Genomic DNA, 25,108 nt, shown 5'->3' on the forward strand with positions numbered 1-25,108 from the left:
AATTATAAATTCATTTCTCCTCTTAGAGGAGTTTCAAAAGCCGATTTAAAATCTAATATCTCATTTCTTCTTTCTAACAAATACATCAACTTTGCTAGTGCAGCTTCTGTAGTAATGTCCTTACCACTAATTACACCCATATTTTTCAACGCTACACTAGTTTCATAGTGTCCCATCGCAACACTACCTCCAGAACATTGAGTTACGTTAATTACAGGCACTCCTTTATCTAGCACTTCTTTTAGCAACTTAATAAACCATTTTTCAGTGGTTAGATTTCCACTTCCGTAGGTTTCCAGAATTAACCCCTTTATATTAGGGTAAGAAAACATATGCTTTATAGTTTTCTCGTTTATACCAGGAAACATCTTTATTAGTAATATATCCTCTGCTAATTCTGTATGAACTATTAACGGTAAATTTTCATTAGCAGGCAACAAAGCAGCATAATTAACTGAAAGATGCACACCACTTTCAGCAAGTGCTGGATAATTTAATGATGCAAATGCTTCAAAATGCTCGGCATTAATTTTAGTTGTTCGGTTTGCTCTGTATAACTTATACTCAAAGTACAACCCCACTTCAGTGACTACAGGCTTACCTTTTTCACACAATGCAGCTAATTGAATTGATGTAATTAAATTTTCTTTAGCATCTGTTCGCAAATCACCTATTGGCAATTGAGAGCCTGTAAAAATAACAGGTTTACTTAAATTCTCTAACATAAAACTTAAAGCACTTGCGGTATATGACATAGTATCACTTCCGTGTAAAACTACAAATCCATCAAATTCATCATACCGTTGATCAATAACAGTTGCAAGTTGAATCCAGTACTTAGGATTCATATTAGAACTATCTATAGGCTCATCAAAACTATGTGTTGCAATCTCACAGTCTAAAAGATTTAATTCTGGGATGTGCTGTAATAGTTCATCGAAATTGAAATTACGTAACGATCCTGTTTCAAAATCTTTTATCATCCCAATGGTACCACCAGTGTAAATCAATAATATTTTAGGAAATGATTGCGCCATAGTTATTGGGGATTAAATAGAGAATATATCTTTTGAGTTTTGCGTTGTAATTTCGGCAACTTTTTCTTCTGAAATACTATAAATTTCTGCAACCTTCTTACAAATTAAAGCTAGGTAACTACTTTCATTTCTTTTTCCTCTATAAGGCACTGGACTTAGATAAGGCGAATCTGTTTCTAAAACAATTTCTGAAAGTGGAATTTGATTTAAAAATGTATCTATTTTACCATTCTTAAAAGTTACAACCCCTCCTATTCCCAATTTCATATTATAGCTTATAGCCTTGTGAGCCTGCTCTAAAGTTCCTGTAAAACAATGAAAAATTCCGAATAATTTTGGAGACTTTTCACTTTCTAAAACTTCAAAAACTTCATCAAAAGCATCTCTGCAATGAATTACAATAGGCAGTTTGTATTTTTTAGCTAATTGTATTTGATATCTAAAAGCTTCTTGTTGTATTCCTAATGTAGATTTATCCCAATATAAATCAATCCCAATTTCTCCAACACCAATAAAATTTCGGCATTTAAATTGAGATGTTACAAATTGAAGCTCTTCTTTGTAATTTTCTTTTACCGAAGTTGGATGCAAGCCCATCATTAAATGCACATTATCAGGATATGCTTTTTCTAAATCAAACATTGCCTCTGCATAATTTGAGTCTATCGCAGGAATAAAAAAACGCTTTACTCCGGCATCGAGAGCCCTTTGCATCATGATTTCACGATCTTCATCAAAAGATTCGCTATATAGGTGTGTATGTGTATCTGTCAACATTGCTGCAAAGCTAGGAATTTTGTTTGCTATCTTTGTCAAAAAAGCGAGTGCAATTGAGAGCATTATTAGAAGAAAAAGGATTTGACCGAGTACCTTTAAGAAAAATGGCCACGGGTCATTACTACAGTAAGGTTAAACTAAACGGTGTAAAAGCAATTTTTATAATCGATACAGGTGCTTCAACAAGCTGTATTGGAGAAAAATTTATATCGCATTTTTCTTTAACATCAGAAGAAAGCGATGTTTTAGCAGCTGGTGCAGGAGCGACAGGAATGAAAACCAAAAGCACTGAAAACAATCTTCTTAAAATAGGGTCAAGAACAATAACAGATATGTCCTTTGTTATTTTTGACCTTTCCCATGTAAATGAAGCATTATTGCAAGTGGACACTTTAACTACTCATGGGATTTTAGGAGCCGATTTTTTGAAAAATAAACGAGCAGTAATAGATTACGGACGAAACTGTATGTATTTAAAATAGCCATTTTAATTTTTAATAACAATCCTACAAACAATTACTAAACAGGTAAATACCCCTAAATAGCGTTTCGATTATAAAAATGCGTAGAACCACGTATATCTATGAGATTCAAATTTATTTACTTTACAATATGTTAAAGGACATAAATCATAACAACAATACATTTGGAACTGGAGGACGGGCTAATATTTATTTTTATATACTAGTTATATCTACAATATGTATTATCGCGCTAAATGTGCTGTCGATAATAATTTAGACATCTTTTAAAACATAAAAAGCCCTTGTTAACTTTATAACAAGGGCTTTTTTAATTCTATTTATTAATCACTAAAGCTCTAAAGCTCTCTTGATATCACCACCCATTAAAATTTCAACTGGGTTTTCTAACGCTTCTTTAACTGCTACTAAGAAACCTACAGACTCCTTACCGTCAATAATACGATGATCATAACTTAAAGCTACAAACATAATTGGCGCTATTACAATTTCACCATTTCTTACAATTGGTCTTTCAACAATGTTATGCATTCCTAAAATTCCAGATTGTGGTGGGTTTATAATAGGTGTAGATAACATTGATCCAAATACACCTCCGTTAGAGATTGTAAAAGTACCACCTGTCATTTCATCTACAGTAATTTGACCATCACGTGCACGAATTGCAAGACGTTTTACTTCGCTTTCTACTCCTCTAAAAGATAAATTTTCCACATTACGCATTACTGGAACCATTAATCCTTTAGGTCCAGAAACCGCAATTGAAATATCTTTATAATCAAAAGTTAGCATTTCTTTTCCATCAATCATACTATTAACTGCTGGATAAAGCTCTAAAGCTCTTACAACCGCTAAAGTAAAGAAAGACATAAAGCCTAAACCTACACCGTGCTTTTCTTTAAAAGTTTCTTTGTATTGTTTTCTTAGCTCAAAAATAGGCGACATATCAACCTCGTTAAAGGTTGTTAACATAGCAGTTGTGTTTTTAGCTTCTACTAAACGTTCAGCAACTTTACGACGCAACATCGATAATTTAGTTCTGTAAGATCCACGACCACCAGTTCCTGCAGTCCCCATAGAAGGTACAGCATTAACAGCATCATTTTTAGTTATGCGACCATCTCTACCAGATCCTGATACAGTTTTACTATCGACCCCTTTTTCATCAAGAATTTTCTTAGCAGCAGGTGAAGGTGTTCCACTCGCGTACGTTTTCTCTGTAATAGGAGCAGCCTTTACATTTGTTTGTTTTGCCTCAGCTTTTGCTTTATCTAAATCTGGAGCAGCATTTGTTTCGCCTTGCTCATCTCCAGCATTTTCATAGGTATTAATATCATCTGCATCCTTACCTCCTGGTTTTTCAGCATCTGTATCAATTAAACAAACAACAGCACCTACAGCAACAGCATCGCCTTCTTCAGCTTTAAGTGTTATTATTCCACTAGCTTCAGCAGGTAGCTCTAAGGTTGCTTTATCACTATCAACTTCAGCAATTGCTTGGTCTTTTTCAACATAATCGCCGTCTTCAACAAGCCATTGTGCTATTTCAACTTCTGTGATCGATTCTCCCGGTGAGGGAACTTTCATTTCTAACATACTATTGTTATTATGTTCTTGCTTTCGCAAATAACTATTACCTATTTTATTGACTATGTGTAATACCTTTAAAATTTCCGAAGTTATAAAGTTCTTCTGAAATTTTAATCAATTACTATTCTTTAGATGCATCAAAAACTGCATCAATTACATTTTTATGTCTTGCTTTTGAACGCGTACTACTTCCAGCTGCTGGAGCACTATAAACTCTTCGCGAAGCTAGACGCAATTTAATAAAATCAAAATTCATTAGCATATAACCCCAAGCTCCCATATTTTTAGGCTCTTCCTGGGCCCAAACATAATCGATACCCTCTGGATATGTTTCAATAATTTGTTTTAATTGCTCCGTAGGAAGTGGGAACAATTGCTCAATACGAACTATTGCTACATCATCTCTTCCGTTTTCCTCTCTTCTTTCTATTAAGTCGTAATAAAACTTACCTGTACAAAATACAAGTGAAGTTACGTTCTTTTTAGTTACGTAAGTATCATCAAATGTTTCTTGGAAACTTCCAGTGGCCAATTCTTCTTTTGTTGAGACTACTTTAGGGTGACGCAATAAACTTTTAGGAGTAAAAACGACTAAAGGCTTTCTGAAATTCCACTTCATCTGGCGTCGTAGTAAATGATAAAAATTTGCAGGTGTTGTAACATCTGCCATAATCATATTATTACGTGCACATAACTGTAAGTAGCGCTCCATACGTGCGCTAGAGTGCTCACTTCCTTGACCTTCATACCCATGAGGAAGCAACATTACAAGTCCGTTTTGTGTTTTCCACTTTGCTTCTGCTGCACTTATATATTGATCTAGCATTATTTGAGCACCATTTGAGAAATCTCCAAATTGCGCTTCCCAAATTGTAAGTGTTTTAGGAGCTGCCATTGCATATCCATAATCAAAACCTACCACAGCATATTCTGATAAAAGCGAGTTGTAAATATGAAATTTACCATCTACACCTAATCTATTATGTAGATTGATTTCCTCAGCGTCATCTTCGGTTTTAATCACGGCATGTCTATGAGAAAATGTTCCTCTTTCAACATCTTGCCCGGACATACGAACATCAAAACCTTCTTCCATCAATGTTGCATAGGCTAATAATTCACCCATTGCCCAATCAAGTTCATTTGTTTCTGTGTAACGCTTGTTTCTATCATCAATTATACGCTGAATTTTACGTATAAATTTTTTGTCTGTTGGCAACTTAGTAATTCCTTCAGCAATTACATCTAACTTTTTAATAGGAAAAGTTGTATCAGCTTTCTCTAAAATATCATCAACAGCACCTAATTTGTAACCGTCCCAGTCATCTGCCCCAATAGGAGTAATAACTGTTTTATCTTTTTTACGAGATGCTTCTAGATCATTTTCTAAGTCTTCTTTATAAGCAACTTCTAACGATTTTACGTATCCTTTTTCAATAACACCTTGAGCTGCTAATTTCTTAGCATAAATATCTCTTGGGTTTTCATGTTTAGATATAGCTTTATATAATTTAGGTTGCGTAAAACGAGGTTCGTCTCCTTCATTATGACCATATTTTCTATATCCTAAAATATCAATGAAAACATCGCGACCAAATTCCATTCTAAAATCTAATGCAAAAGTAAAAGCGTGACATACTGCTTCTACATCATCTGCATTAACATGTAATACTGGTGACAATGTAACTTTAGCAATGTCAGTACAGTATGTTGATGACCTAGCATCTAAATAGTTAGTAGTAAAACCAACTTGGTTATTTGCAACAACGTGTATTGTACCTCCAGTTCTATAACCTTCAAGTTGTGCCATTTGCACAAACTCATACACAACACCTTGTCCTGCAATTGCTGCATCACCGTGTATTAATATAGGTATTAACTTTTTCTCGTCACCACCTAGTTCATTATCTAATTTTGCTCTAGAAATACCTCCTACAACAGCGTTTACTGTTTCTAGGTGAGAGGGATTAGGCGCAAGGTCCATACGCACCTTTTTACCACCATTAGTTTCTCTAAAACTAGTCCATCCCATGTGATATTTTACATCTCCATCGAATAATTCAGCTTCATCGTATTCCTTGCTGTCAAATTCACTAAAGATTTTCTCTGGCGCTTTACCAAATATATTTGTCAAAACATTTAAACGTCCACGGTGAGCCATACCCACCACAAACTGTTCAACGCCTTGCTCTGCACCTTGTTCCATTAAAGTATCAAGTCCAGGAATTAATGCATCTACTCCTTCTATTGAAAAACGTTTTTGCCCTACATATTTAGAATGTAAGAAGGTTTCAAACGAAAGTGCTTGGTTTAATTTTTTAAGAATTTGCTTTTTTTGATCTCCGTCATATTGCGGATGATTGTCATTTTTATTAAGCCAATTCTGAATCCATTTAATCTCATCTGGATTACGGATATACATATATTCAATACCTATTGACTCACAATAAATACTTTCAAGATGCTTAACTATATTAGCTAAGGTAGTTTTACCTAGTCCTAAAATTGATCCTGCTTCAAATTCTGATTGTAAATCCGAATCACTTAATCCGAAATTCTCTAAACCTAAAGTAGGTGAATATTTACGACGCTCTCGAACTGGATTTGTTTTAGTAAACAAATGCCCTCGAGTTCTGTAGCCATCAATTAACTTAATTATTTTAAATTCGTCTAGAACGTTTTGTGGGATATTAGCCCCCATTTCAACTCCTAAATCTTCAAGTGAATCACTCTCTAAACCAAAGTCAAACCCTTGGAAAAATGCACGCCAACTTGGCTCTACACTATCAGGGAACTTTAAGTACGTATTGTATAATTCTGAGATTTGCTCAGGGTGAATGGCGTTGAGAAAAGAATATTTATCCATATGTGGAACGCTGGTGTGTTTAAAAAACTAAGCAAAAATACAACAAAATGATAAAAATACATCTTTGGTATTCGTATATTTATGGTGTAAAACTCTTAAAAATATGCTAATGTTCTCTAACATCAAAATAGTTGTGAAAAAGTTAATGCTCTCAATTATATTATTAATGCCTCTTGTAACCTTATTTGCCCAAGAGGAGGAAAAAGACAAATCTGAATTTTGGAATAAAGTTAGTATTGGTGGAGGACTTGGTTTAAATGTTGGTAATGGTATATTTAGCGCTTCGGTTTCACCAAGTGCAGTTTATAATTTTAATGAATATTTTAGTGCTGGACCTGGATTACATTACAGTTATCAAAGTGGTCGTAATTTCAACACTAGTCTATATGGAGCAAGTTTAATTGGTTTAGCAAACCCATTACCTCAACTTCAATTAAGTGCAGAGATTGAACAACTTAAATACAATATTAATCGCGATGTGCAAATACAAAACACAGATGGATCTATTAGCACTGTTGAAGCAACAAGTGACGGATGGAACACTGCTTTATTTATAGGAGCTGGATACCGTGTAGGCCCGGCCTCAATTGGAGTTCGATACAATGTGCTATTTCAAGAAGACGATGATATTTACGCTACTGCATTTGCTCCTTTTGTAAGGGTCTACTTTTAGCAATTAACTAAATGTATTTATACTGTACGCTGCATAAGCCATTCGCCAAAACTTTTTAGCGAAGCTTTTTTATCCTCTTTCAATTCAATTTTATCTAGAAGCTCAAAAGCTTTTTTAGTATAATTTTCGATTTCAGAAATGGTAGCTTTAGCTGAACCTGTACTTTTAAATAATTTCTTTACTGTTTCAATTTTTTGCGATGGGTCTTCTGGCAGAGTGGTAAATAATGAATTTAATATTTCAGATTCCGAAGTATTACTACCTTCAAGCGCTTTTAAATATAAAAAGGTTTTCTTATTAGATATTATATCACCTCCTACTTGCTTTCCAAAAGTTTCAGGATTTCCAAAGGCATCTAAATAGTCATCTTGCAGTTGAAATGCAATCCCAAGATTACGACCAAAATCATAAATATTATTGCAGCATTCCTCTGAGGCATTGGCTACAATAGCTCCCATTTTCATAGCGGCACCTATTAAAACTGCCGTTTTATAATCAATCATTTTAATGTACTCAGCAATAGTAACATCGTTTCTAGTTTCAAAATCAACATCGTATTGTTGTCCTTCACACACCTGCAATGCAGTAGTACTAAACAATTTTGCTAATTGCTGAAACATTGCTGGCTCATATGCTTCAAAAAGTTGATATGCTAATATTAGCATAGCATCTCCAGAAAGTATCCCTGTATTTAAATCCCATTTTTCATGAACGGTCTCTTTACCTCTTCTTAATGGAGCATTGTCCATTATATCATCATGGATCAATGAAAAGTTGTGGAAAAGCTCAACAGCTAAGGCTGCATTTTTTGCTTCATTAACATTTCCGGAGAAAAAATCTGCCGTCATTAATGTAAGTATTGGACGTAATCTCTTTCCGCCTAAAGCTAAAATATATTTAATAGGATCATACAATCCTTTTGGCTCACTTACACTAATGGTGTTTTCCAAATGTGTGTATAATGCTTTGCGGTACTTTTCAAAATCCTCCATTCCAAAATTTTAAACAAAAATAAGGCTTATATAAACGCTATGCACACCAATTATAAGTCCTATTTATTACGAATTACTAGAAGTTAATTTATTGTTAATTTTTATAAAACTTAGGAAACTATAATTGTGTTTCAAGTTTCCTAGTCTATATTTGCACCTTCAAATAAAATGGTGCCAATTTTTTAAGACTAATGAAAGATAAAATAATACTGCAAGCTTCCTCAATGTTTATGTCTCTTGGATTTAAGAGTGTTACAATGGATGATATAGCTAATGAAATGGGAATTAGTAAAAAAACCATTTATACACATTTTAGTAATAAAGAAACTATTATCGCTGTAGTGACAGACAAAATTTTTGAAGAAGTTTCTAGCACTATTGATCATATTTGTTCTATTGAAAAAAATCCAATTGAAGAAATCTACGAAATAAAAAAATGTGTAATGGAACACATGCGTGATGAAAAAGCATCACCCTGGCATCAACTACAAAAATACTATCCAAGCATTTATCAAAACATTAAAGCAAGACAATTCAATTTCATGCAGGAATGTGTTCTAAAAAATCTAAATCGTGGATTAGAACAGGAATTGTATCGTGAAAATATGGATGTTCAATTTGTTTCTAGAATATACTTTAATGGCATTACCGGAATTAAAGAAGAAACATTGTTCCCATCATCAATGTTCGATGGACGAACCTTATACGATATGTATTTAGAATATCATTTACGTGGTATTGTAACTCCAAAAGGAAGGACCATATTAAACAATTTAATACAATCAACACACGACTAATAACCAACTTATTAACAATTCAGTTTAAGGAATTAAAAAACCAAATAATGAAGAAACTCCTATTTATACTCACCTTTCTTGCTTCAATCCCTACTTGGGCGCAGGAAAATCAGCAATATCAGTTTTCACTTGAAGAAGCTATCACATTTGCATTAGACAGCAACTACACAGCTATAAATGCTCGTCGAGATATCGCTAAAGCATTAAAGCAAAAATGGGAAGCAACAGCTGTTGGATTACCTCAAATAAGTGGAAGCATAAACTACAACAACAATTTAAAACAACCCGTAACACTATTACCGGGAGAAATTGCAGGTGGACTTCCTGGAACTTTTGTACCTGTAACTTTTGGAACAAAACAAAATGCTAATGCCACCGCTACATTAAATCAATTAATATTTGACGGTAGTTACTTAGTAGGTTTAAAAGCTGCAAAAACATTTTTAAATTTTTCAGAAAATACAAACGAAAAAACACGTCTCGAAGTTCGTAAAGGCGTTATTAATGCTTACGGAAGCGTTTTACTTTCAGAAGAATTAATTGCCATTTTTGAAAAAAACAAAAAAGCACTTGAAGATAATTTATATGAAACGCGCCAGATTTTTGAAAATGGTCTAGCAGAAGAAGAAAGCGTAGAACAGTTAGAAGTAACACTTTTAGATGTAGACACTCAATTAAATTATGCGAAGCGCACAAACACAATTGCTCGCCAAATGTTCAACATAGCACTTGGTATTGATGTTGAAGCTCCAGTAACACTTACGGAAACAATTGATGCATTAACTAACGAAAACTTAAGCCTTGAGCTTTTAAAACAAGACCTATCAGTTGAAGAAAATGTAGACTATAAAATTGCTCAAAATTTAACCGAGCAAAGAAGCCTTGAAGTTCAACTTGAAAAGAGTAAAGCACTACCAAGTCTTTCAGCATTTGTAAATTATGGAACTGCAGCTAATAGCCAATCGTTTTCATTTTTCGACAGCGACCAAATATGGTACCAATCATCTTTATTAGGTTTAAGTTTAAACGTACCCATTTTTAGTAGTGGAATGCGTAATGCTAAAACACAACGCGCTAAAATAGCTTTAGATCAAGCCGAAACGGAACTTGCCGAAAAAAAGCAACAAGTTACACTTGAGCTTAATACAGCTAGAAGCAATTACCAATTTGCCATTGAAAAATTTGAAAACGCAAAAAAGAACATTACACTCTCTGAACGCATTGAAATGAAAAACCAAGTGAAATTTACCGAAGGTTTAAGTACAAGTTTCGATTTGCGCCAAGCACAAACACAATTATACACAGCACAACAACAGTATTTTCAAAGTATGCTAGATTTAATTAATGCCAAAGCAGAAATTGAAACAGTACTAAATACACCTCAACTAAGAGTTTCTTCTGAAACTTTAAAAAACTAAACCACCTAACCGACATACTAAAACCGAACACAATGAAAAAAATAATCACATTAATAGTACTATCATCGCTACTTATCGCTTGCGGAAAGCAAGAAGATAAAATCTCCGTAGCTACATTAATAGAAAATGGAGATGTTGCTGCAATGCAAAAAAGGCGTGATGCACTCGCTACAGAACAGCTGGTAATTAATAACGAAATTAAAGAACTAAATAATAAATTAAAAGAGTTGAGCCCTGAAGGGAAACTTCCTTTAATTACTGCTATAACAGCCAAAGAAGAATCTTTTAATCATTTTATCGAATTACAAGGTAGTGTTGAAACAGATCAAAATATTGTAATAACTCCTGAAATGGGAGGTGTACTTCAGCGTGTTTATGTAAAAGAAGGTCAAAAGGTTTCTAAAGGTCAAATACTTGCAGCAATTGATGATGGTGGTATGAGTCAACAACTAGCACAAATGCAAGTACAAGCTGACTTAGCAAAAACTACTTTTGAAAGACAAGAACGCCTGTGGAATCAAAAAATAGGTAGTGAAATCCAATACTTACAAGCTAAATCTGGATACGAAGGCCAACTTAAAGCTATCAATTCAATGAAGCAACAAATAGGAAAAGCAACTGTTCGCGCTCCATTTTCAGGTACAATCGACGATATAATTACAGAACAAGGAAGTGTAGTGGCACCAGGACAATCGCAACTAATGCGTATAGTAAGTCTTAATAACATGTATGTTAAAACTGATGTTCCAGAAACGTACATTACTGATGTAGTTAAAGGTAAAGATGTTGAATTATTCTTTCCTGTTTTAGGTAAAACTATTAATGCTAAAGTAGGACAAACAGGAAATTACATCAACCCAAATAACAGAACTTATAATATTGAAATCACAATTCCAAATAAGGATAAGACAATAAAGCCTAACTTAACTGCACGACTTAAAATTAATGATTATACAAATGAAAAAGCAATTATGATACCACAGAGTATTATTTCTGAAAATTCAGATGGAGAACAATTTGTTTACAAACTTTCATCAACAACTGACGAAAAAGCAACTGCACACAGAGTTATCATTAAAACCGGAAAAACACAAGGTGATGTTATTGAAGTACTAGAAGGATTAACTGACGGAGATCAATTAATTGAAGAAGGTGCAAGAAGCGTAAAAGATGGACAAGAGGTGAAAATTATCACCTACTAAAAAGACAAGTAACTTACTTTAAAAGTTTCAAAACGCTATTAAAAATAAGGCACCCCCCTTTGTGGGCATTACTATGGCAAAACAGAAAAAAAATACAGAAAAAGAGTTTCAACTCTCAACTTGGGCTATAAACAACAAGACAACCATTTACATGATGATGGCTCTTGTATTGTATCTAGGCTTTACAGCTTATATGACAATGGCTCGTGAAAACTTTCCAGAGATTAAAGAAACTAAAATATATGTTAGTTCAATCTATCCAGGAAACACTGCAGAAGATATTGAAAAGCTAATTACAGATCCGCTAGAGGATAAATTAAAATCAATTAGTAATAAAGTAGAATTAACCTCAACTTCTCAAGAGGACTATTCAATGATTGTGATTGAATTTGACGAAGATATTACTGTTGAGTTAGCTAAACAAAGAGTAAAAGACGAAATAGACACCGAAACATCTGGTGAAGACTGGCCAACTTTTAATGGAGCAAAAGTAGAACCCAATGTGTTTGAGCTTAGTATGAGTGAAGAAATACCTATTCTAAATATAAATATTTCTGGAGATTATCCAGTTACTAAACTGAAAGAATACGGTGAATATCTTCAAGATGAGATTGAAAATCTTGAAGAAATTAAAAAGGTTGATATTCGTGGTGCGCAAGAACTAGAAGTGGAAGTTGCTGTTGATATCTATAAAATGATGGCTTCGGCTATTAGCTTTAGTGATGTCACAAACGCTATCAATAGTGGCAATATGACGATGTCTGCAGGGAATTTAATATCTAGCGGTCAGCGTAGAACTATTCGTATTATCGGCGAAATTGATACCCCATCAGAACTTGAAAATTTCGTAGTTAAATCTCAAGATGGTGATATTGTATACCTTAAGGATATAGCTACTGTTACCTTTAAAGAAAAAGACAGAACTACATATGCTCGTGATTTTGGAAATCGTGTGGTAATGCTTGACGTTAAAAAACGAGGTGGTAAAAATATGGTTGCTGCCGCAGAACAAGTAGAAGTTATAGTAGCTGATGCAATAGAAAACTACTTTCCACCAGACTTATCTGTAACCATTACCAATGATCAATCTTCTAAAACTATTGGTCAAGTTGATGATTTGGTAAACAATATCATCTTTGGTATTATCCTAGTAGTAACAGTATTAATGTTCTTTTTAGGATTTAAAAACGCCCTTTTTGTTGGGTTTGCCATTCCTATGTCTATGTTTATGTCACTTATGATTTTAGGTTGGCTAGGATACACATTAAATACTATGATTCTTTTCGGATTAATTATGGGATTAGGGATGTTAGTTGACAACGGTATTGTGGTGGTAGAAAATGTTTACCGATTAATGGAAGAAGAAGGACTAAGTCGTGTTGAAGCTGCGAAGAAAGGTATTGGTGAAATTGCATTCCCAATTATTATTTCAACAGCAACTACGGTTGCAGCTTTTGTACCTTTAGGTTTATGGCCTGGAGTAATGGGGCAGTTTATGATCTACTTCCCTATAACTCTTTCAGTGGTATTAGGTTCTTCATTATTTGTAGCAATTTTCTTTAATTCTGTATTAGTATCTCAGTTTATGACTACAGAAGATAAAGACATGCCTATTAAAAACCTTATTAAAATTTCAGCAATCGTAGGAGGAATAGGTCTTGTTATTGCAATAATAGGTGGTGACTTCAGCGGTCTTGGAGTGCTGATGATATTTGTTGCAATCATGTTATGGGTGTATCGATTGATACTTAGAAAAGCAGCAAATAGTTTTCAAAACAAAGCACTTGTTAGTCTTGAAAACTGGTACCAACGAAATTTGACAACAGCTTTTAAAGGGGCTCGTCCATATATTTTAGTAGTAGGAACATTCCTATTATTATTTGTTGTGTTTGGATTATTCGGTGCTTCGATGGCTTCAGGAAATACCAAGTTTGAGTTTTTCCCAGACAACAAACCAAACCAGATTATTGTTTATGCAGAATACCCTGAAGGTACTGATATTGAAAAAACAAATGCCATTACTAAGGAAATTGAAGAAAGAGTATATAATACTTTAAACGACCCAAAATACATGGATGGGGACTATAACTTTCTAGTAGAAAGTGCAGTTTCTCAAGTGGGTGAAGGTGCTGGAAACCCTCAAACAGATGGAGGATCTTCTGCTGAAATGCCACACAAAGGAAAAATTACAGTTTCCATGCGTGAGTATAAGTATAGACGCGGTGCAGATAGTGAAGAGCTACGCCAAAAAATAGTGGAAGCTTTAGCTAATGTGTATCCTGGAATATTAATTTCTGTAGAAAAAGATGCAAACGGACCTCCAGTAGGACCTCCTGTAAATATTGAACTTCGTGGAGATGATTATAATGAGCTTATTTCGACAGCTGAAAATATGCGAAAGTTTTTAAATGATAAAAATATTCCTGGTATTGAAGAGCTTAAAATTGATGTAAATAAAGATAAACCAGGTATGCAGGTCAAAGTTGATCGCGAAAAAGCTGGAGAACTTGGTGTGAGTGCAGGACAAGTAGGACAACAATTACGTAATGCAATCTTTGGAACAAAAGCAGGAGTCTTCAAAGAAGATGGGGAAGACTATGATATATATGTTCGCTTCAATGAGAATAGTCGTTATAATAAAAGTGCATTGTTTAACCAAACAATGACCTTTAGAACAAATACAGGTCAACTTAGAGAAATACCAGTATCTGCTGTTGCAACACAAAATAACACCTCTGGATTTAGTGCAATTAAGCATAAAGAAGCTAGTAGAGTTGTTACAATTTACTCGGCATTAAAACCTGGATATACTGATGCAAACGCAGCTGTAAAACAGATACAGAATGAAATGAAGAGTTTTAAGGATATGCCTGAAAAGATAAAACCTAACTACACAGGTCAACTTGAAGAGCAAGCCAAAGAACAAGCCTTTTTAGTAGGAGCATTCTTTAGTGGACTGGGGCTAATTTTCTTGATATTGATATTTCAGTTTAATTCTTTCTCAAAACCACTTATAATAATGATTGCCATTTTCTTGAGCTTCATTGGTGTATTTGGAGGAATTTTAATTACTGGTGCTCCCTTTGTATTATTAATGACAATGATGGGTATTATTTCACTAGCCGGAATTGTTGTGAATAATGGTGTTGTACTACTCGATTATGCTCAGTTATTAATTGACCGAAAGAAAAACGAACTTGATATTGACGAAAACAATTATCTTCCAAAAGATGCATTATTAGCTAGTATTATTACAGCAGGTAAAGCTCGTTTACGTCCAGTATTACTTACAGCTATTACAACGATATTAGGTTTAATACCCTTAGCGATTGGATTAAATATTGATTTCTTCTCTCTATTTAGCGAGTTTGACCCTAAAATTTATATGGGTGGAGATAATGTGATATTTTGGGGACCATTGGCTTGGACAGTAATTTACGGATTATTTATTGCTACGTTCCTTACACTAATCGTTGTGCCTATTTTATTCTTCTTTGCTATGCGTCTAAAAATGCGCATTCACAACTGGAGAAACTCAAACGGTATTGAAACAAACGAAGATTTAAGCATAGAAGCAGCGGAATAGTTGCTTTGTTTTCTTCGGAAATTTTAAAATGAAAATAAATGCCCCTAGCGATAATTATATTGCTAGGGGCATTAATAATTTAAGAAGTATTTTTTCGTAAAGAATTAATACATCTGAATTAATGAAATATTAGAATCTGAATTGTAATCCTGCACTTATCATTGTACCATTAAAACCAAATTGGTTTACTTCCCAAGGATACTTAAACCTACCACCTAAGTCAGTTACAAAATCTCCTTGCGTTTCAATTTCATCTGGATAAACATTTAATAAATTGTTTACAGATACTGTAGCACTAATTGCTTCAGAGAAACCATACTTGAATACTATGTCAGTAATGATTTTACCACCAAACGTTTGATCGTATGCTGAATCTTCTATTGGAAGATTAGCTCCGTCTGGTCCAAGTGGCGCACCATTAAGTCCGTTATTTGAATGCTTCCAAGTAACTTCACCAAAATAAGTGTTATTCAACCCAATGTTAAGATCTCCAATGTTATAATCTAGACCAAGAAGAATTTTACTTTGTGGTCTTGAAGACTCAATACGAGATTGTTCTTTACGATTAAAAATATCATATCCATTAGCCCCTATAAGTCCTGGTGCCTCTAATTGCAACCCTTCAGTGTTAGGGTCTACATCATCATTAGTGATTTCAGTATTATTAAAGTTAGCAGCAAGAGTGATGTCTAATGAACCACCTGCAAGCTCAACATTTCGGTAGTTAGCAACAATATCTACACCTTGAGTTCTAGTATCTACTGCATTAGTAAACAGCTTTAAACTAGTAATAGAATTATCTAATAAAATTTGCTCAACAGGGTTTGTAGTGTCATCATCTCCATCAAATCCAATTTCTCCTGAAAATAAAACACGATCTTCAACTTCAATTTGATATCCATCAACAGCTACAGAAAATTGTGGTGTAATTTTATAGGTAATACCAGCAGAGATGTTTGTAGAAGTTTCAGCAGTTAATTGAGGAACTCCTAAACCTTCTCTAATAATTGGGTCCACATTATTAAAAGTCCCTTGGTTTGAAATTGTCCCACCAGAAACGAGTGTTTGTACATTACTTAAATATATTTGGTGTAAAGATGGTGCTCTAAAACCCGTCCCGTATGATGCACGAATAGCTCCTCTATTATCTCCTAAAATATAACGACCACCAACTTTCCAAGATGTGTTGTCTCCAAAATCACTAAAGTCTTCATAACGAGCAGCAGCTGTGAATAACAATTTTTCAGTCGCATCTACATCTACACTAGCATAAGCCCCAAAATTATTTCTAGATTCATTTACAGCATTTGATGGTTGTAAACCTGGGAAAGATTGAACCCCTCCAGAAATATACGATTCTGGCTGTCCAGCTTTAGAGATGAAATTTTCATCTTTATATTCAGCACCAAATGAAACACTTAACATTCCTAAATTTCTAGAAACGTCTAAGTTTAAAATACTATTGCTAAATGCATATCCACCAACATTAAAATTTGTTGGACTCGCTGCTCCTAAAGCAGGATTTAAACTATTGTTTACCATATAATCTACAGCATTTCTACCGTAAGTTCCACTTACATCAAGATCAAAACCTAAAAGACCAAACTCAACTCCTACTGTGTGGTTATTATCAATAATTTCAGTTTCGAATGTAGGTTGAAAACCTGTGTATTCAGTTCCTTCCTCATGTAATAAATTAAAAGGATCCTGTACCCAGTAAGGTGTTCTGTTTAATGCAAAACTTTTTCCTTCTCTATAAGTCATACCCCCAAAAGTGTAAAATTTACCATTCCCATTTTTAAACGGCAGACCAAAATTGTAGAACAAATCGTATTTATCTATAGCAGGTTGACCAACAGTCATCCCCAAATCTGGATTAGCAGCAAGGTAATCTCCAAAATCTGGATCGTTTGCCTCAACTCCAAATAGCTTATCATCACCTGGCTCACCTGCTCTGTTTGTAATTTCTTGCTTGTAATAACCTGCTGTGAAATTTAAAAAACCTCCGCTTTCACCAACTTTAATACCTGTATTAATGTTAGCCCCTAAATTAAAACCATCACCTTCAGTAGTAATACCACTATCAATATTTAAAGTAGTGTACTCATATCCTTCTTTTAGAACCATATTAATCACACCTGCTATAGCATCAGATCCGTATTGAGCAGATGCTCCATCACGTAAAACCTCTACACGCTCAATAGCAGCTGCAGGAATACTTTTTAAATCTACACCAACTTCTCCTTTACCAGGTGTATCATTAATATATACTAATGCACTTTGATTCTTTCTTTTTCCATTTACTAAAACCAATGTTCTACTTGGACCTAATCCTCTTAAATCTGCAGGATCAAAATGTCCAGTTGCATCTGAAATCGTTTGAGTAGTTGAATTGAAAGAAGGAACCTTATACGTTAGCATTTTATCTAAAGTAGGTTGCCCTGTAAGAGTAAGTTCACTTGTTTTAATATTATCAATTGGCACCACAGAAGTCAAAACTGATCTTGGTTTTGACCTATTACCAACAATTACAACAGCATCAAGCTCATCACCTTCTGCTAGAATAAAAGAAACTCCACTTCCAGAGACTTCCATTTCTTTCGTTGAAAAACCAACATAACTTACAACAAGTGTAGTAGGTAAAGACTCAACATCAAGCGAAAAATTACCATCGATATCTGCAACAGTACCATTTGTAGTCCCTTGCTCTATAACATTCGCAAATGACACAGGGGTTCCGTCTGCCGTCTTTGCAGTACCTTCAATGGTATTCTGTGCGAACAACATGCAAGGTAGCAGCATTAATAATAATGCCAATTTTGGCATAAAGTTTTTTTGTTTCATAATGGTGTTTGTTTAAATTATACTCGAAAATAACGAAGATTTAATAAATATTTATAAAAAAACTTAAGTATTAATTGCTTATTAGGCAACCAAACCTATAATTTATCAATTTACAATATAAGTGCATTACTTTAATGTTTATAAATCAAGGTCAATACACAATAACTTATTAAATTTGCAGTCCTTTGAAAAAACAGGAATTAACACACTTTACACATGTATAGAACGCATACAAACGGCCAACTTCGTGCCGAACATATAGGGCAAGAAGTAACTTTAGCAGGATGGGTACAAAAATCGAGAGATAAAGGATTTATCGTTTGGGTAGATCTTCGTGATCGCTACGGAATAACTCAACTTGTTTTTGATGAGGAACGCACACCTAAAGAAATGATGGATAAAGCATCTAAATTAGGACGCGAGTTTGTAATTCAAGTTACTGGTGAAGTAATTGAACGTGTTTCTAAAAATCCAAAAATGGAAACGGGTGATATTGAAATTTTAGTAAAGAAAGTGACTGTTTTAAATGAATCACTAACACCTCCATTTACTATTGAAGACAACACTGATGGTGGTGAAGATTTACGTATGAAATATCGCTACCTTGATATTCGTCGTAATCCTGTAAGAGAGAATTTGATTTTCCGTCACAAAGTATCAATGGCAGTTCGTAATTACTTATCCGAAAAAGGATTTGTAGATGTAGAAACTCCTTACTTAATAAAATCTACTCCTGAAGGAGCACGCGATTTTGTGGTTCCTTCTCGTATGAATGAAGGGCAATTTTATGCACTTCCACAGTCGCCTCAAACCTTTAAGCAATTGCTTATGGTAGGTGGACTAGATAAATATTTTCAAATTGTTAAATGTTTCAGAGATGAAGATTTAAGAGCAGACCGTCAACCAGAATTTACTCAAATTGACTGCGAAATGGCCTTCATCGACCAAGAAGATATTCTAAATATGTTTGAAGGTTTAACACGTCACTTATTAAAAGAAATTAATGGAGTTGAAATAGGCGAATTTCCAAGAATGCAGTACGATGACGCTATGAAGTTGTATGGAAATGATAAACCGGATATTCGTTTTGACATGAAATTTGGTGAGCTTAACGATGTTGCACAACATAAAGACTTTGGTGTTTTTAACAGTGCTGAACTAGTTGTAGGTATTGCTGTTCCTGGCGGAAACAAGTACACACGTAAAGAAATAGACCATTTAATCAAATGGGTAAAAAGACCACAAGTGGGAGCACTTGGAATGGTTTATAGCCGTTGTAATGATGATGGTTCGTTTAAATCATCTGTAGATAAATTCTACGATCAAGATGATCTTGCAAAATGGGCTGAAGTTACTGGCGCAAAAGCAGGAGATTTAATTTGCATCCTTTCTGGCGAAACAAATAAAGTTAGAGCCCAAATGAGTGCTTTGCGTATGCACCTTGCTGAAGAACTTGGACTCAGAAAAGCAGATGAGTTTGCTCCATTATGGGTAATCGATTTCCCATTATTAGAGCTAGATGAAGAGACAGGTCATTACCACGCAATGCACCACCCTTTTACATCACCTAAACCAGGTCAATTAGAAATGTTAGACGCTAAACCAGGTGAAGTTAAAGCAAACGCATACGATTTAGTACTTAACGGAAACGAAATAGGTGGAGGATCTATTCGAATTCACGATAAAGAAACACAAGCAATAATGTTAAAGCATTTAGGCTTTACTGAAAAAGAAGCACGGGCACAATTTGGATTCCTAATGGATGCATTTGAATATGGAGCACCACCTCACGGTGGATTAGCTTTTGGTCTTGACAGACTTGTTGCAATACTTGGAGGACAGGAAACAATACGTGATTTTATTGCATTCCCTAAAAACAATAGCGGTCGCGATGTTATGATTGATGCACCTGCAATACTAGACCAAGAACAATTGACCGAATTAAATTTAAAAATTGACCTTCAGGAAAAATAATTTTTAATCTGAAATATTAAGTACTTTTAAAATCCCGCTTTTCTAGTGGGATTTTTTTAAACCCAACAATGTCTAAACAAAAAAATACTATATTAACTAGATTTTTAATCTGGAGAATAAAACACATTCCCCAGAAGCAATTTATCTATTTGGCAAGTATTATTGTGGGTATTCTATCTGGTCTAGCTGCTGTTGTTATTAAAAATGCAACGCACTTTATTCAGTTATTACTAGAAGGGAAATTAGTCAATGAATATCACACGGCTTTCTATTTTATCTTTCCAATAATTGGGTTGTTTTTAGTTTTTGCTATAGTAAAATATGTATTAAAATTTCAGCCCACACAAGGTATTCCTGCCACACTTTTTTCAATAAGTAAGCGCAAAGGATTAATGAAACAAATCCAAATGTATGCAAGTTTAATCCTTGCGCCTATTACAGTAGGTTTTGGTGGCTCTGTAGGATTAGAAGGACCAACTGTTTCAACAGCAGCTGCATTGAGCTCAAACCTCTCACGATTGCTGCATATGAATCAAGCAACAAGAACTTTATTAATAGGTTGTGCTGCCGCAGGGGCAATGTCATCCATTTTTAAAGCTCCAATTGCCGCAATCATTTTTGCTATTGAAGTTTTCAGTCTCGATTTAACATTAGTTTCATTAATTCCACTATTATTAGCCTCGGTTGCGGCTAATTTAACTTCTTACTTATTTTTTGGAAGCGATGTTTTGTTACCATTTAAAATTTCAGAAACATTTACAATTGGCGATTTACCACTCTATATTTTACTAGGAGTTGTTGCAGGTTTTGTATCTATATATTTCACGGTAGTATATGATAAAATTCAGCAATTTTTTGATGGGTTTACCTCCCCACTTAAACGACTTTTAATAGGAGCATTTGGAATAGGGTTATTAATTTATTTAATACCACCATTATATGGAGAAGGATTCGATTTAATAAACAACCTCGTACAAGGTAATCCTGAAAAAGCATTACAAAATTCTTTTTTCAATATTGACCCAACAAACGTTTGGGCATTAATCGCTTTACTCTTAGGGTTAGTGATTTTCAAAGTCATCGCAAGTGCCATTACTTTTGGCGCTGGAGGTGTGGGTGGGATATTTGCACCTACTCTTTTTATGGGAAGTATTTTAGGTTTCTGCTTTGCGAAAATTATTAATACACTTTCATTTTTATCAAATCCAGTTTCCGAAAGTAACTTTACACTTGTAGGAATGACTGGTTTAATGGCAGGTGTACTACATGCCCCTTTAACGGCTATATTTTTAATTGCAGAAGTAACTGGAGGATATCAATTATTTTTGCCGCTAATGATTACGGCTGCAATTTCATTTTCACTCGCTAATTATTTTGTTCCACATTCAGTATATGCAATGGAATTGGGAAGAAAAGGGGATTTAATAACACATAATAAAGATCACGCTGTACTTACATTGATGAACGTTAAATCTGTTATTGAAAAGAATTTTGTTACAATCTATACAGAAATGACGCTAGGTGAAATAGTCCACAATGCTATTATTAAGAGTAACCGAAATATTTTCCCAGTTTTAGACAGGAAAACAATGCAGTTACAAGGAATAATTTTGCTAGATGATTTACGCCCAATTATGTTTGACCAATCATTATATAATAATGTAACCGCACAGGAATTAATGAAAAACCCACCAGCGATTATTAATTTAGAAGATGATAAAATGACAGTAGTAATGAAAAAATTTCAAGAAACAAGCGCCTGGAATTTACCTGTTATTTCAGAAAACAAGTATATTGGGTTTGTCTCAAAATCAAAATTACTTACTGCGTATCGAAGAAAATTAATTGCTTTTTCTGGACGTTAAATATTATTTTTAATCAAACACAATTATGAGAATTATACTAATCATATTATTTATTGCAGCAGTTGGCTTAGCAGTTTTTGGGTTCTATACTCAAAGTACAAATGAAGCTCAAGGACACCTTTTTATTGGCTTAGGCGTAGCTACTTTATTCTTTTTATGGATGCCCACATTTGTATATCATAGATGGAAAAACAAAAAAGTAGAAGACTATATGTTGAACAAGGAAAACATATATAAAATGCGCAACTATACGAATAACAAGAAGTTATAATAACCTAGAAAACTACAAATTTCACATTTAGGTAACATAACGCATCATTTTTTAGCTACATTTGTGTTATTATTAATTCATATTATATTACAATGGAAGGAACAGTAAAGTTTTTCAACGAATCAAAAGGTTTCGGTTTTATCACTAATGATGAGACTGGAAAAGACATTTTTGTACACATCACAGGTCTCAATGGAGAGCAACTTAACGAAGGTGATAAAGTAGAATATGTTGAAGAAGAAGGAAGAAAAGGAATGGTAGCAGGTCAAGTACGTGTTATCTAAGAACAAGATATATCTTTACATTTGATTAAAAATCCTGCTCAATCGAGCGGGATTTTTTTTTATTAGCTCACTTTGACAAAAGCGTTCACATCACTTTTCAAAAGTCTGTATTCTAATTGAGATTTCTTTTTTCTACAAAAAACTTTTTCAATAATTGAGAACATTCCTCTGCTAAAACTCCACCTTTCATACCTGTTTTTGGATGCAATTTTGTTCCCATTTCAATACAACCTCGCTGTTCATCTCTAGCGCCATAAACTATATTTGATATCTGACTCCAATACAAAGCACCCGCACACATTTGGCACGGCTCAATAGTCACATACAAGGTACATTTTTGCAAATATTTACCTCCTAGAAAGCTAGCAGCAGATGTTATTGCTTGCATTTCGGCGTGAGCTGTAACATCGTTTAACGTTTCGGTTAAATTATGTGCTCTTGCTATTATTTGATTATTCGCAACAATCACAGCACCTATTGGTATTTCCCCCTGCTCGTAAGCTTCCTCAGCTTCTTGTAAAGCACGTTTCATAAAATAAGTATCGTCGTATGGTTCTATCATGAGTGTGAGTTATGATTTGTAAAATTACAAAATATGCTGCGAACGAATTAACACATCAACAATACTAGTATCTTTGTTTTGTGGACAAAACGCTTTTACATACTATCAATTCTCCAGCAGACCTCAAGGAGCTATCACTGGACAAATTATTACAACTCACACAAGAACTACGCAATTTCATTATAAATGCCGTAGCAACTAAAGAAGGACATTTAGGAGCTAGTTTAGGAGTTGCTGAACTTACAATTGCTTTACATCACGTTTTTGACACCCCAAATGATTTGCTTGTTTGGGATGTGGGTCATCAAGCTTACGGGCATAAAATTTTAACTGGTAGACGCGATGTTTTTGATACAAACCGAATACTAGGGGGCATAAGTGGTTTTCCTAAAATGGAAGAAAGTATTTACGACGCTTTTGGCACGGGCCATAGTAGTACAGCAATTTCTGCAGTATTAGGTATGGCGATGGCTTCTCGACTTAAAGGCAACCTCAACAAACAACATATTGCTGTGGTGGGCGATGCTAGTATTGCAAGCGGAATGGCTTTTGAAGCCCTTAACCACGCAGGGGTTTCAAACACTAATCTACTCGTAATTTTAAACGACAATGCTATAGGTATTGACCCTAGTGTTGGGGCCTTAAAAAACTATTTTACTAAAGTAAGTCTTGATGGTGCACCAGATTCAGATAATATCTTTGAAGCTTTAAATTTTAAATATACGGGACCAGTCGATGGTCATAATTTAGCCGAAATTATCTCCACTTTAAAAAGTTTGAAGTCCATAGAAGGACCTAAACTTTTACATTTAATAACAAAAAAAGGCAAAGGGCTCAAACAAGCCGAAGAAAATCAAGTAAAGTATCATGCTCCTGGAAAATTCAATGCAATTACAGGAGAGCTTCATCCAAAATCTGAAACAAAACTACCTCCTAAATTTCAAGATGTTTTTGGGCTTACACTTGTTGAATTAGCTAATAAAAACAATGATATTATTGGTATTACTCCAGCTATGCCTACTGGAAGTTCATTAAAATACATGATGGAAGCCTTTCCCGAACGAGCTTTTGACGTAGGAATTGCAGAACAACACGCAGTAACTTTAGCTGCTGGTATGGCGACACAAGGTTTAGCAGTTTTCTGTAACATCTATTCTACATTTTTACAACGAGCATATGACCAAGTTATTCACGATGTTTGCTTACAAAAATTACCTGTAATTTTCTGTATAGACAGAGCTGGTGTTGTTGGTGAAGATGGCGCAACACATCACGGTATTTTTGATATTGCATTTTTACGATGTATCCCCAATATTATTATTCTAGCACCTAGAAACGAGGAGGAACTTCGCAATATGTTATTCACCGCACAATTAGCATTGGACACTCCACTTGCTATACGTTATCCACGCGGAAGAGGTAGGGAATTAAATTGGGAAAAACCATTTAAAAAGATACCATTTTATGAAGGTGAATTATTAAAACAAGGTTCTAAAATTGCTATTTTATCAGTTGGAACGATGGCTTATCAAGTTGGAGATGCTATCAAATTACTCGATACAGAATCTCAAAACTTAATTGCTCATTACGATATAAGAGTTATTAAGCCGTTAGACAACAAAGCACTTTTAGCTATATTCCAAAAATTCAATACTATTATCACAATTGAAGACGGAATTAAAGCAGGAGGTTTTGGCAGTTATCTTCTAGAGTTTGCATCAGAATATCACTTAAAAAATGAGATAACTATTCTTGGTTTTTCAGATATTTTCCCTCAACAAGGAAGTATTGATGAGCTTTATGAAATAGCAGGATTATCCCCCATTAAAATTTCCGAAGTTATACTTGAAAAATTGGTATAAAAAAAAGGAGATCATTAGATCTCCTT

18 protein-coding genes are annotated in these 25,108 nt (G+C 34.3%); 11 read left to right on the forward strand and 7 right to left on the reverse strand.

From position 1 onward, the window contains the following. Positions 1-2 precede the first annotated feature (2 nt). Both GBH57_RS02445 and GBH57_RS02450 read right to left on the reverse strand, forming a co-directional pair. Positions 3-1,037: an asparaginase gene (locus tag GBH57_RS02445; protein ID WP_151672463.1), complete on the reverse strand. Its 1,035-nt coding sequence runs from the start codon at positions 1,035-1,037 to the stop codon at positions 3-5. A 12-nt stretch (positions 1,038-1,049) separates the two neighbouring features. Further along, on the reverse strand, positions 1,050-1,814 hold the full coding sequence (locus GBH57_RS02450) for a TatD family hydrolase (protein ID WP_151672959.1): 765 nt from the start codon (positions 1,812-1,814) through the stop codon (positions 1,050-1,052). 47 nt (positions 1,815-1,861) lie between these two features. Between GBH57_RS02450 and GBH57_RS02455 the strand changes: the two genes are divergently transcribed. After that, on the forward strand, positions 1,862-2,296 hold the full coding sequence (locus GBH57_RS02455) for a retropepsin-like aspartic protease family protein (RefSeq protein ID WP_151672960.1): 435 nt from the start codon (positions 1,862-1,864) through the stop codon (positions 2,294-2,296). 330 nt (positions 2,297-2,626) lie between these two features. Here GBH57_RS02455 and odhB read toward each other — a convergent pair whose 3' ends face one another. Together odhB and GBH57_RS02465 are read right to left on the reverse strand one after the other, a co-directional pair. Then, positions 2,627-3,883 carry a 2-oxoglutarate dehydrogenase complex dihydrolipoyllysine-residue succinyltransferase gene (gene odhB / locus GBH57_RS02460; protein WP_174844026.1) on the reverse strand — a complete coding sequence of 419 codons (1,257 nt, stop codon included), beginning with the start codon at positions 3,881-3,883 and terminating at the stop codon, positions 2,627-2,629. A gap of 124 nt (positions 3,884-4,007) precedes the next feature. Beyond that, on the reverse strand, positions 4,008-6,752 hold the full coding sequence (locus GBH57_RS02465; RefSeq protein ID WP_151672464.1) for a 2-oxoglutarate dehydrogenase E1 component: 2,745 nt from the start codon (positions 6,750-6,752) through the stop codon (positions 4,008-4,010). A 109-nt stretch (positions 6,753-6,861) separates the two neighbouring features. Here GBH57_RS02465 and GBH57_RS02470 point away from each other — a divergent pair, with 109 nt between their 5' ends. Further along, complete coding sequence (locus GBH57_RS02470; protein WP_151672465.1) at positions 6,862-7,425, forward strand: hypothetical protein; 564 nt, start codon at positions 6,862-6,864, stop codon at positions 7,423-7,425. Positions 7,426-7,442: 17 nt separating this feature from the next. Here GBH57_RS02470 and GBH57_RS02475 read toward each other — a convergent pair whose 3' ends face one another. Next, a complete protein-coding gene (locus GBH57_RS02475; protein WP_151672466.1) occupies positions 7,443-8,417 on the reverse strand; it encodes a polyprenyl synthetase family protein in 975 nt (324 codons plus the stop codon). A gap of 191 nt (positions 8,418-8,608) precedes the next feature. Here GBH57_RS02475 and GBH57_RS02480 point away from each other — a divergent pair, with 191 nt between their 5' ends. The 4 genes from GBH57_RS02480 to GBH57_RS02495 all read left to right on the forward strand — a co-directional run bounded on the left by GBH57_RS02480 (position 8,609) and on the right by GBH57_RS02495 (position 15,420). Then, complete coding sequence (locus GBH57_RS02480) at positions 8,609-9,214, forward strand: TetR/AcrR family transcriptional regulator (RefSeq protein ID WP_151672467.1); 606 nt, start codon at positions 8,609-8,611, stop codon at positions 9,212-9,214. 47 nt (positions 9,215-9,261) lie between these two features. Then, complete coding sequence (locus GBH57_RS02485; protein WP_151672468.1) at positions 9,262-10,632, forward strand: TolC family protein; 1,371 nt, start codon at positions 9,262-9,264, stop codon at positions 10,630-10,632. A 32-nt stretch (positions 10,633-10,664) separates the two neighbouring features. Further along, a complete protein-coding gene (locus tag GBH57_RS02490; protein WP_151672469.1) occupies positions 10,665-11,834 on the forward strand; it encodes an efflux RND transporter periplasmic adaptor subunit in 1,170 nt (389 codons plus the stop codon). A 73-nt stretch (positions 11,835-11,907) separates the two neighbouring features. After that, positions 11,908-15,420, forward strand: a complete 3,513-nt coding sequence (locus GBH57_RS02495) for an efflux RND transporter permease subunit (protein ID WP_151672470.1) — start codon at positions 11,908-11,910, stop codon at positions 15,418-15,420. 129 nt (positions 15,421-15,549) lie between these two features. Here GBH57_RS02495 and GBH57_RS02500 read toward each other — a convergent pair whose 3' ends face one another. Continuing rightward, positions 15,550-18,264: a TonB-dependent receptor gene (locus GBH57_RS02500; RefSeq protein WP_151672471.1), complete on the reverse strand. Its 2,715-nt coding sequence runs from the start codon at positions 18,262-18,264 to the stop codon at positions 15,550-15,552. A gap of 216 nt (positions 18,265-18,480) precedes the next feature. Here GBH57_RS02500 and aspS point away from each other — a divergent pair, with 216 nt between their 5' ends. The 4 genes from aspS (at position 18,481) to GBH57_RS02520 (ending at position 22,658) form a co-directional block, all read left to right on the forward strand. Next, a complete protein-coding gene (gene aspS / locus GBH57_RS02505) occupies positions 18,481-20,238 on the forward strand; it encodes an aspartate--tRNA ligase (RefSeq protein WP_151672472.1) in 1,758 nt (585 codons plus the stop codon). 68 nt (positions 20,239-20,306) lie between these two features. Then, positions 20,307-22,103, forward strand: a complete 1,797-nt coding sequence (locus tag GBH57_RS02510) for a chloride channel protein (RefSeq protein ID WP_151672473.1) — start codon at positions 20,307-20,309, stop codon at positions 22,101-22,103. 25 nt (positions 22,104-22,128) lie between these two features. After that, positions 22,129-22,374 carry a hypothetical protein gene (locus GBH57_RS02515; protein WP_151672474.1) on the forward strand — a complete coding sequence of 82 codons (246 nt, stop codon included), beginning with the start codon at positions 22,129-22,131 and terminating at the stop codon, positions 22,372-22,374. A 92-nt stretch (positions 22,375-22,466) separates the two neighbouring features. Then, a complete protein-coding gene (locus GBH57_RS02520; RefSeq protein ID WP_151672475.1) occupies positions 22,467-22,658 on the forward strand; it encodes a cold-shock protein in 192 nt (63 codons plus the stop codon). A 112-nt stretch (positions 22,659-22,770) separates the two neighbouring features. Here GBH57_RS02520 and GBH57_RS02525 read toward each other — a convergent pair whose 3' ends face one another. Beyond that, entirely contained in the window at positions 22,771-23,220 is a 450-nt protein-coding gene (locus tag GBH57_RS02525) for a nucleoside deaminase (RefSeq protein ID WP_151672476.1), read from the reverse strand. Between the two features lie 80 nt (positions 23,221-23,300). Here GBH57_RS02525 and GBH57_RS02530 point away from each other — a divergent pair, with 80 nt between their 5' ends. After that, complete coding sequence (locus GBH57_RS02530; protein WP_151672477.1) at positions 23,301-25,082, forward strand: 1-deoxy-D-xylulose-5-phosphate synthase; 1,782 nt, start codon at positions 23,301-23,303, stop codon at positions 25,080-25,082. The last annotated feature ends 26 nt before the right edge of the window (positions 25,083-25,108 follow it).

It is taken from the genome of Patiriisocius marinus (assembly GCF_008974325.1).
GTDB classification, from domain to species: domain Bacteria; phylum Bacteroidota; class Bacteroidia; order Flavobacteriales; family Flavobacteriaceae; genus Patiriisocius; species Patiriisocius marinus.

Excerpts from the sequence above, each read along its gene's own strand:
- GBH57_RS02510 (WP_151672473.1), top strand. The coding sequence starts at position 20,307 with ATGTCTAAACAAAAAAATACTATATTAACTAGATTTTTAATCTGGAGA.
- GBH57_RS02495 (WP_151672470.1), top strand. The coding sequence starts at position 11,908 with ATGGCAAAACAGAAAAAAAATACAGAAAAAGAGTTTCAACTCTCAACT.
- aspS (WP_151672472.1), top strand. The coding sequence starts at position 18,481 with ATGTATAGAACGCATACAAACGGCCAACTTCGTGCCGAACATATAGGG.
- GBH57_RS02465 (WP_151672464.1), bottom strand. The coding sequence starts at position 6,752 with ATGGATAAATATTCTTTTCTCAACGCCATTCACCCTGAGCAAATCTCA.
- GBH57_RS02450 (WP_151672959.1), bottom strand. The coding sequence starts at position 1,814 with ATGTTGACAGATACACATACACACCTATATAGCGAATCTTTTGATGAA.
- GBH57_RS02520 (WP_151672475.1), top strand. The coding sequence starts at position 22,467 with ATGGAAGGAACAGTAAAGTTTTTCAACGAATCAAAAGGTTTCGGTTTT.
- GBH57_RS02475 (WP_151672466.1), bottom strand. The coding sequence starts at position 8,417 with ATGGAGGATTTTGAAAAGTACCGCAAAGCATTATACACACATTTGGAA.
- GBH57_RS02470 (WP_151672465.1), top strand. The coding sequence starts at position 6,862 with ATGTTCTCTAACATCAAAATAGTTGTGAAAAAGTTAATGCTCTCAATT.
- GBH57_RS02445 (WP_151672463.1), bottom strand. The coding sequence starts at position 1,037 with ATGGCGCAATCATTTCCTAAAATATTATTGATTTACACTGGTGGTACC.
- GBH57_RS02525 (WP_151672476.1), bottom strand. The coding sequence starts at position 23,220 with ATGATAGAACCATACGACGATACTTATTTTATGAAACGTGCTTTACAA.
- GBH57_RS02485 (WP_151672468.1), top strand. The coding sequence starts at position 9,262 with ATGAAGAAACTCCTATTTATACTCACCTTTCTTGCTTCAATCCCTACT.
- GBH57_RS02500 (WP_151672471.1), bottom strand. The coding sequence starts at position 18,264 with ATGAAACAAAAAAACTTTATGCCAAAATTGGCATTATTATTAATGCTG.
- GBH57_RS02515 (WP_151672474.1), top strand. The coding sequence starts at position 22,129 with ATGAGAATTATACTAATCATATTATTTATTGCAGCAGTTGGCTTAGCA.
- odhB (WP_174844026.1), bottom strand. The coding sequence starts at position 3,883 with ATGAAAGTTCCCTCACCGGGAGAATCGATCACAGAAGTTGAAATAGCA.
- GBH57_RS02490 (WP_151672469.1), top strand. The coding sequence starts at position 10,665 with ATGAAAAAAATAATCACATTAATAGTACTATCATCGCTACTTATCGCT.
- GBH57_RS02480 (WP_151672467.1), top strand. The coding sequence starts at position 8,609 with ATGAAAGATAAAATAATACTGCAAGCTTCCTCAATGTTTATGTCTCTT.